This is a genomic window from Roseibium sp. RKSG952, assembly GCF_009711355.1.
Window position 1 is genome coordinate 1 of record NZ_SMMF01000297.1, and the last position, 529, is coordinate 529.

1 protein-coding gene is annotated in these 529 nt (G+C 56.1%); it reads left to right on the top strand.

What is annotated here, in order from left to right:
* The coding region (locus E1297_RS00770; protein ID WP_155132683.1) for a TetR-like C-terminal domain-containing protein at nt 1-489 on the top strand (489 nt) is incomplete at its 5' end.
* Nucleotides 490-529: the final 40 nt, after the last annotated feature.

Here is a 529-nt window from a genome sequence, read left to right on the forward strand (position 1 = left end):
CCCTCGCCTGCAAAATTTGCGACAGAACCAAACCGGACGACCCTGTACCGTCGCTGGGGAACCAAGGCGCGGTTGATTGCATGGGTGCTGCTGGAACATCAAAAGACCAATCTGCCACAAATCGACACCGGCAGCGTCGAGGCTGATCTTGTCGAACTCATGCTGCTGCTTGACAATCAGCTCAACAGCCAGATCGGGCGCTGGTTTATTCAGTACTCTGCCATAGAAGCTGCAAATGACCCAACGGTAGCAAGTGCGATGCAGACATTCTGGCAGGCCAGGCTCGAGGCGGTCTCTGGGTTGGTTCGCCGCGGTGTTCCCAGAGGGGAGATTGATCCGGAGGCCGATATTCCGTTTTTGCTGGAGCAGGTGTTCGGTGCCTACTATTTCCGTTTGATCAGAAATCCCGGGCAACCTTTGAGCCGGGAAGACGCAGCGAGATATGTCCGCTGCGCCCTATCAGGTGCAGCGGCTGTACAGCATGGCTGATGCATTTTAGCAGCCCGTTGACGAAGTCGGATCTGGAGGT